We start from the raw sequence: 8,020 nt of genomic DNA on the forward strand, positions 1-8,020 counted from the left end.
ACAGGGAATTTTTATGCAGACTTCATCCCGCAGGCTCCCCTTTTATCGTGTGTTATATATCCAAGTTATTATCGCTATCATTCTTGGCATTTTACTGGGTCATTTTTATCCTGATATAGGTGAATCTTTTAAACCTCTTGGTGATGGATTTATCAAAATTGTAAAAATGATCATCGCACCTGTTATCTTCTTAACGGTAGTAACAGGCATTGCAGGTATGAACAATATGAAAACAGTGGGGAAAGTAGCAGGTAAATCGATGATTTACTTTCTTACATTCTCTACTATCGCCCTGATTATTGGACTCATAACGGCTAATATTATTCGTCCTGGTGATGGTTTAAACATCTCTCCTGAATCATTAGACAGTAGTCGAGTAGAAATGTATGTCACTCAGGCACATAGCTCTTCTCTTGTTGATTTTTTTATGAATATTATTCCTGATACTATTGTTAGCCCATTAGTTAACGGTAATATCTTACAAGTGCTGTTTGTGTCTGTAGTTTTTGGCTTAGCATTAGCATCAACAGGATCACGAGGTGAGCCTGTATTAAAATTCTTACAGCATCTTTGCGATCCGGTCTTTAAGATGGTTGGTATGCTAATGAAGTTAGCGCCGATTGGTGCTTTTGGTGCTATGGCTTTTACTATAGGTAAATACGGCATTTCTTCCATTGGTAATTTAATGTTGTTGGTAATTACTTTTTATTTAACAGCATTGCTTTTTGTGTTAGTGGTTTTGGGTGCCGTTGCTAAATATAATGGTTTTTCTATCCTCTCTTTAATTAAATATATAAAAGATGAGCTCTGGCTTGTATTAGGCACTTCTTCATCTGAAGCTGCATTACCCACATTAATGAGTAAAATGGAGAGTCTTGGCTGTAAAAAATCAGTCGTCGGTTTAGTTATTCCTACGGGTTATTCCTTTAATTTAGATGGCACTAATATCTATATGACCATGGCTGCATTATTTATCGCTCAAGCAACAGGCGTTGATTTGTCGTTAACAGAACAAATTACATTACTCTTTGTTGCTATGATTAGTTCCAAAGGCGCCGCAGGTGTAACAGGAGCGGGCTTTATTACCTTAGCAGCAACGCTATCCGTTGTACCAAGTGTTCCCGTTGCAGGTATGGCGTTGATTCTGGGTATTGACCGCTTTATGTCGGAATGTCGCGCATTAACTAATCTTGTTGGCAATGCTTGTGCTTGTATCGTGGTTGCTCGCTGGGAAAATGCATTAGATAAAGAGAGAATGAATGATGTTTTTAGTGGAAATATATCAATAGAAACCAAGCTAGATACTGATTTAATATCAGATAAATGAAAAAACACACTATATAAAATCATATGAGTAATAATTTTTATATTTATTAATAAAACACAAAATAAAAAGAGAGTATTTAAGTACTCTCTTTTTATTAAATAATCTTAGTATATTTCTTCAATGATTTAATAAAGTGAAATTTAAATCAAAAACTTAAATATCAGTAATAATTTCATTCTGTGGTAATCTTGATTTTGGTAAATTGTAGTTAAAATCATCTTCTTCTTTATAACCTAATGCCACAATAGCCACAGCATGAAGCCCTTTATCATTTAAAGAAAATGTTGAATCTATTTTTGATAGGTCAAAGCCTTCCATTGGAAGAGCATCTATTCCTAACGTTGCAGCCCCTAGTAACAAAGACCCCATATTTAAATAAACTTGTTTCTCTATCCAATGGGATAAATCATCAAGTTGTTTTTCATGTAAATTAACAAAAAATGATCGGGCGAGTTTATTCTGCTCTTTGAATTCTGTTGTAGAATATCTTCCCGCTTTATCTTCTAATTCAAGCAAATGAGAGAGATATCCTTCAGATAACGTATTTTTTGCACACATAACCACAACATGTGAAGCACTTAATATTTTCTCTTTATTAAATTCATATCCACCTTCGGTAGATCCTGCAATTTTCAGCTTCGCATCATCAGTTTTCGCTATGATAAAGTGCCATGGTTGAGTATTCACACTTGATGGACTTAGCTGCAGCAACGCTTTTATCTGTTCTAATTCTTGCTCAGGGATCACTTTATTTTTATCAAAATGTTTTGTCGCATAACGAGTTTTTAATACTTCTAATAAATTCATTTATTACACCATTTTCAAATAAGCCACTTGTATTACGTCTATTTTAATAATAATTTACTATCTGGCAAGTACGCACAATTTATGTATATAGGATACAAATGGATACTGTAAAAAAGAATAGATATAACGACTACACCTATGACGGATGCCCCGTTGAAGCATCTTTAGAACTAATGGGCGGTAAAGGAAAAGGCATGATCCTTTACCATTTACAGGGAAAAACATTGCGATTTAATGAGTTAAAAAGAAAGCTTATTTCAATCACGCCAAGAATGCTGACTAAGCAATTACGTGAACTTGAATCTGATGGGCTTATTGAACGTAAAGTGTATGCGGAAATTCCACCTAAAGTTGAATATAAACTAACTGAAGACGGAGAATCACTCTCTCACGTTTTAGCTGCACTAAAAAACTGGGGAGAAGAACGTGCGATCCCTATATTAAAAAAATCAACGAATAGAAAATAATAACCTTCGAATAATGTCGTTGTGAATGATTGCCTTTGAAATTTGGATAATAAAAAAGGCACTTATATCAAGCACCTTTTATTTGTCATATTTCAATTAATATAACCTAATATTTAATTTTACTTATTCCATCCACTCTGTATGGAATACGCCATCTTTATCAGTACGTTTATAAGTATGCGCACCAAAGTAGTCACGTTGAGCTTGGATTAAGTTTGCTGGTAACACTTCTGCACGATAGCTATCGTAGTAAGAAATCGCCGCAGAGAATGTTGGAGTTGGAATACCTGCTTGTACGCCATAACAAACAACATCACGCAGAGCTTGTTGGTACTCATCAGCAATATTTTTAAAGTAAGGTGCTAACAGCAGATTTGCAATGCTTGCATCTCCATTATAAGCATCTGTGATTTTTTGCAGGAATTGAGCACGAATAATACATCCTGCGCGGAAAATCTTCGCGATTTCTCCGTAGTTTAAATCCCAGTTATATTCGTCAGATGAGGCTTTCAGTTGTTGAAAACCCTGCGCATAAGAAACAATTTTACCTAAATACAGTGCGCGACGAACATTTTCAATAAAGGCTTTTTTATCACCAGAGAACGCTTTAGGTGTTGGGCCTGATAATACTTTAGAGGCTGCAACGCGTTGATCTTTTAATGAAGAGATATAACGTGCAAATACAGATTCAGTAATTAGGGTCACGGGGACACCTAAATCTAAAGAACTTTGGCTAGTCCATTTACCAGTGCCTTTGTTTGCCGCTTCATCAAGAATAACATCAACAAGGTATTTACCGTCTTCGTCTTTTTTACGGAAGATATCCGCGGTGATCTCAATCAAGTAGCTACTTAATTCACCTTTATTCCACTCAGTGAAGGTTTCTGCTAATTCTTCGTTAGTCAGACCTAAAGAGTGTTTTAAAACGGAATACGCTTCTGCAATCAGTTGCATATCACCGTATTCGATGCCGTTGTGTACCATTTTTACATAGTGGCCTGCGCCATCAGCACCGATATACGTCACACAAGGTTCACCTTCGGCAACGGCAGCAATTTTTTCAAGGATTGGTGCCACTAATTCGTAAGCTTCTTTCTGTCCGCCAGGCATAATTGAAGGGCCTTTTAATGCGCCTTCTTCACCACCTGAAACACCAGTACCAATGAAATTAAAGCCTTGAGCTGATAATTCACGATTACGACGAATGGTATCTTTAAAGAAAGTATTCCCGCCATCAATAAGGATATCGCCTTTATCTAAATGCGGTGTCAATGCAGCAATTGTTTTATCCGTTGCTTCACCCGCTTTTACCATTAATAAAATGCGACGCGGTTTTTCTAACGAATCAACAAACTCTTCAATAGAATAATTCGGAACCAGTTTTTTGCCTGGGTTTTCAGCGATAACATCGTTGGTTTTATCGCTTGAGCGGTTGTAGATAGAGACAGAATAACCGCGACTTTCAATATTTAGCGCAAGGTTACGTCCCATTACTGCCATACCAACCACGCCGATTTGCTGTTTTGACATGAAAATAACTCCCGTCTGAAAATAAACCTGCCAGTATCAATGTACTGACAATTTGTTAACCTGATCACATAGTAACGCACTCTCCCATTTGGTGGTAGTTATTGATGTCATTGGTGTCACAATCTTTTCGACAAAATAAAATTATTCTCCCGATATCGATAATAAATTATTGAAAAATTCCTTCAAATTGCTCATTATTCCCAAGTCGGCATAAGCCGTCTTTATAGAAGGTAAAACAAACTGTATGGAATGGATCTTAGATCCGACGATATGGGTAGGACTCTCCACCCTAATTGTTCTCGAAATCGTACTTGGTATCGATAACCTTGTTTTCATTGCTATTCTGGCAGATAAACTTCCTGCAAAACTAAGAGACAAAGCGCGTATAACGGGCTTATTGTGTGCCTTAGTGATGCGAGTTGTGTTGTTATTCAGCCTTTCTTGGCTTATCACCCTGACAAAACCTATTATCACACTGTTTGATCATCCTTTCAGTGCAAGAGACTTAATTATGCTTGTCGGGGGGATATTCTTGCTGTTCAAAGCCACAATGGAGCTTAATGAACGGCTAGAAGGCAAAGACCATGGTGAGGGAAAACAACGTAAAACGACACGCTTTTGGTCTGTCGTTGCGCAAATTATCGTGCTGGATGCGGTGTTCTCGCTTGACTCGGTAATAACCGCTGTGGGTATGGTTGACCATTTAGGTGTCATGATTGCGGCTGTCACTATTGCAATGTTCTTGATGATCCTTGCAAGTAAGCCACTGACAAACTTTGTCAATAATCACCCAACGATTGTTATTTTGTGTTTAAGCTTCTTACTAATGATAGGTTTCGCGCTTGTTGCCGAAGGCTTTGGCTACGCCATTCCGAAAGGTTATCTGTATGCGGCAATTGGTTTCTCTATCATGATAGAAGTCTTTAACCAGCTTGCACAATTTAACCGCCGTCGTTTCTTATCTGCCTCTCGTTCTTTACGTGAACGTACAGCAGAAGCGGTATTACGCATTATTAATGGCAAGCCCGAATCTTCTGAGTTAGATCCCCATACTTCTAACTTAGTTTCTAATGCAGAAGAAGCATTCGATCCTCAAGAACGTCAAATGATTGTGCGTGTGCTTGGTTTAAGTCAGCGTAACGTTAACAGTATCATGACTTCACGCCATGATGTTGAATACATCGATTTAAACGCAACACAAGATGATATCCGCCAATTATTAGAAAAGGATCCCCACTCACGTCTTGTCATTACCGATGAACAGCACAGTGATGAACCAGTAGGTGTTGTGAATGTGATTCAATTATTGAATCAACAACTACGTAATGAACCTCTAAATTTACGTTTGTTAGTAACACAACCGCTGATATTCCCTGAAGGTTTATCATTGCTACAAGCATTAGAACAGTTCCGTAGTGCCCATACTCACTTTGCTTTTGTTGTAGATGAGTTTGGCTCTGTTGAAGGTATTGTGACGTTAACAGACGTAATGGAAACGATTGCAGGTAACTTACCTGTGAGTTCTGAAGAAAACGATTCTCGTCACGACTTAGTTCAAAATGAAGACGGTTCATGGACTGTTAATGGCTTTACACCACTTGAAGACTTAGTGCTTTATATTCCAATCAAATTGGATGAAAAACGTGAGTATGAAACCTTAGCAGGTTTATTAATGGAGCATTTACAACGTGTTCCAACTGTCGGTGAGAAGATCATTATTGATGGCATTGAATTTGAGCCGTTAGAAGTGAACAACCATCGAATTAATAAAGTTCGAATTGTGGAACCTACACCGGAAGACGAAGAAAACGTGGACGAAGCGTAATCCCTGTCAAATAGTAAAATATCCGCCTTTAAGGCGGATATTTTTTATCTGGAGATAGTCTCTACTGGAAAATATATGCATACCAATGTCTGGGTTAAAATCGTCTGGTTAACCTCTGCTGAAGGGGGAAGACAATCACCACCGCCTTTAGCTGGTTTTTATTATCCAACTACTCAACTGCCTTATGAGCCAAATAGTTGGAGTCTTGCCATTAAAATCACTCACACAAAACAAGAGTCTGAACATTGGATAAGTGAGGGCAATATGCAGTTTTTAGTTGAACATGCCCCTCATCATTTATTAAAAGAATTAGAAAAATTTGAAATTTATGAAGGTCCTAAAAAAGTCGCAAATGCTTTTATTCAGTTTAAATAATTATTTTTATACAATTTTTCTTAAACAAATAAAAAAACGGGCTTTGATAACAGTTTGAGCTATTCGAAATAAGCAATCATTGAATTAATAAAATTCATATCGTTGAGCGGAAAACTAATAAAAATGTTGATGAAATACAATATAGATGATTTTTAATAAAATGCTTTCCAGAGATCTTTAGGATTCGTTTTTTCATTTAAGATATAAGGATCATTAGGGTCTATTTTGCACTGCTCTTCTACTTCCTCTGGCCAAATAGGATGGCGACTGGTTAAGATTGCAATATAACGCGGGATACTGATAATAAAGATAAGTGGAAACATTAATAACATCAGGATCTTAAATAGTCCTTTAAATAAAGTACATATATAAAAAAAGGTAAAACCATAACTCTCTTTTTTATTAGCTATAGGTAAACAAAATTCGACTTGTTGAATAATATTCTCAGGTCCTTCTTCCATATAGCGTCGAATAAATTCCCAATGATGTTGCAATAATGCTGGATTACCTGTGGAGGCAGGAAGACAAAACGTATCAATTACCGTTTTATTATCATCTGCAAGTACATGACCACTAATATAATAATCAGCACTTATATTTTTCACATAATTAAGTCCTGTAGTAAAAAACACCTTTTCCCAAGGCACTGAAATAATAGAACCGTCAGTGCGAAAGGCATAAACCATCTGATTTTTTCGATCAAAGCGTAAAGGATAATGTGTCCATGTAAACCATTCTGTTTTCAGTAAATAGAACATAAAGGATCCCATTCCAATAAGTGGAAGAATCATAAAAAGAGTAAATATTAAATCTTTTTTAGATAATTGATTGGAGAAAATAAGATCTGTTGTAAATAATAATATACCACCTAAACACATTATGGTTCCAAAAGCACCTATAAAACTAAAAATACCTTTTGAAGAATAATATTTATCCACCATTTCTAGATAATGAGAATTTATTGCGATCACTTTTACATCTGGAATTAACTCTTCATTTTCTAAATCAATACGATTATTTTGGTCCAATTTACCAGCTATTTCTTCGTTATTTAATGGGCGATTAAGCTTAAATTTTTGTAGTAATCCATAAGAGTCCATTTTAATTATCTCTTTATTTGTTTAAATTTTTAATCTAAAAAGATCTTTTCCGGTAAAATAAAATTGCGTAGTTGCAAAAGTGCGATTGGACCCTCGCCCATTTCGGTTCTTAAGGTGTAATTGAGTGACTGGCCATTTAAGGTTTTCCAACTGACAGAGTAACTGCTGGTGCTGCCGGCATAAGGGACAATTTGGGCATCTTCCAATAACCGAATGATGCCCCAGACGCCACGATAATCACCATAAATACGTGTGCCTGTCTTGGTGGTGATCCAACTGAGTGATGCACCTGAGGCAACGGTATCCGCTGGCCAAACAAAGCGTTGCCATTGCGGTTGTTGGTTATCGTAGATCAGTGATTGTCTATCAATCATTAAATGGGTTTGCATAATGTCGGGTGATGTCCCCGGACGTAATTCAAAGTAAAGACGCGCTTCACCATTTGCAAAAACCACATCGCCTAGATAGCTTAATTTATCTAAGGCTTTTAAGAACTCAGGGTTAAAGGTTAAGCCTTGTGCGTTAGTCGTATCAGGTACCCAATGCGTTCCTTCTTTGCGTAAAACGCCGTTTAGGTGAGTCTCAAGAA

At 36.8% G+C, this 8,020-nt stretch carries 8 protein-coding genes; 4 read left to right on the plus strand and 4 right to left on the minus strand.

Annotated features, from left to right (window positions below; genetic code table 11):
* The first annotated feature begins 13 nt into the window (after positions 1-13).
* Positions 14-1,327: a dicarboxylate/amino acid:cation symporter gene (locus tag INT39_RS04445; protein WP_193014139.1), complete on the plus strand. Its 1,314-nt coding sequence runs from the start codon at positions 14-16 to the stop codon at positions 1,325-1,327.
* Positions 1,328-1,480: 153 nt separating this feature from the next.
* On the opposite strand, the gene nfsB is transcribed toward INT39_RS04445, so the two are convergent.
* On the minus strand, positions 1,481-2,134 hold the full coding sequence (nfsB, locus tag INT39_RS04450; RefSeq protein ID WP_193014138.1) for an oxygen-insensitive NAD(P)H nitroreductase: 654 nt from the start codon (positions 2,132-2,134) through the stop codon (positions 1,481-1,483).
* A gap of 98 nt (positions 2,135-2,232) precedes the next feature.
* On the opposite strand from nfsB, the gene INT39_RS04455 reads away from it, so the two are divergent.
* On the plus strand, positions 2,233-2,601 hold the full coding sequence (locus INT39_RS04455; protein ID WP_193014137.1) for a winged helix-turn-helix transcriptional regulator: 369 nt from the start codon (positions 2,233-2,235) through the stop codon (positions 2,599-2,601).
* A gap of 123 nt (positions 2,602-2,724) precedes the next feature.
* Here INT39_RS04455 and gndA read toward each other — a convergent pair whose 3' ends face one another.
* Positions 2,725-4,131 carry an NADP-dependent phosphogluconate dehydrogenase gene (gene gndA / locus INT39_RS04460; protein WP_193014136.1) on the minus strand — a complete coding sequence of 469 codons (1,407 nt, stop codon included), beginning with the start codon at positions 4,129-4,131 and terminating at the stop codon, positions 2,725-2,727.
* A gap of 244 nt (positions 4,132-4,375) precedes the next feature.
* On the opposite strand from gndA, the gene INT39_RS04465 reads away from it, so the two are divergent.
* Positions 4,376-5,956 carry a TerC family protein gene (locus INT39_RS04465; protein ID WP_193014135.1) on the plus strand — a complete coding sequence of 527 codons (1,581 nt, stop codon included), beginning with the start codon at positions 4,376-4,378 and terminating at the stop codon, positions 5,954-5,956.
* 75 nt (positions 5,957-6,031) lie between these two features.
* Positions 6,032-6,331 (plus strand): hypothetical protein, encoded by a 300-nt coding sequence (locus INT39_RS04470; RefSeq protein ID WP_193014134.1) that lies wholly within the window; start codon positions 6,032-6,034, stop codon positions 6,329-6,331.
* A 152-nt stretch (positions 6,332-6,483) separates the two neighbouring features.
* On the opposite strand, the gene INT39_RS04475 is transcribed toward INT39_RS04470, so the two are convergent.
* Positions 6,484-7,431 carry a DUF6708 domain-containing protein gene (locus INT39_RS04475; protein ID WP_193014133.1) on the minus strand — a complete coding sequence of 316 codons (948 nt, stop codon included), beginning with the start codon at positions 7,429-7,431 and terminating at the stop codon, positions 6,484-6,486.
* 29 nt (positions 7,432-7,460) lie between these two features.
* The coding region (locus INT39_RS04480; protein ID WP_319021313.1) for a type VI secretion IcmF C-terminal domain-containing protein at positions 7,461-8,020 on the minus strand (560 nt) is incomplete at its 5' end.

The organism is Pseudomonas sp. FME51, from assembly GCF_014897305.1.